The organism is Dietzia sp. DQ11-44 (genome assembly GCF_014145205.1).
GTDB lineage: Bacteria > Actinomycetota > Actinomycetes > Mycobacteriales > Mycobacteriaceae > Dietzia > Dietzia natronolimnaea.
In genome coordinates, this window is record NZ_JAALEC010000693.1 from 1 (window position 1) to 303 (window position 303).

General features: G+C 65.3%; 1 protein-coding gene. It reads left to right on the plus strand.

Features of this window, described 5'->3' with window-relative positions; all coding sequences use genetic code 11:
- A partial coding sequence (locus tag G6018_RS15750) for a recombinase family protein (RefSeq protein WP_187701157.1) occupies positions 1-303 on the plus strand: 303 nt, incomplete at both ends.

Below are 303 nucleotides of genomic sequence, written 5' to 3' on the forward strand. Positions count from 1 at the left end.
GGTCTATATCGAGAAGCAGTCCGCTCGCTCTCGTGCCGATCGGGTGAAGCTAGAAGAGTGCATCAGGTACCTGCGCGACGGCGACGAGCTGGTTGTTGCGTCGATGGACCGACTCGCTCGTTCCCTGGTCGACCTCAAGCAGATCGTCGGCGAGATCACCGCGAAGGGCGCGAGCGTGGAGTTCGTCCACGAGCGGGCCACCTACGCCGCCGGCGCCCAGGACCCGCGAGCCGACCTCATGCTCTCACTGCTCGGTGCGTTCGCCGAGTTCGAGCGAGCCATCATCCGTGAACGCCAGGCCGA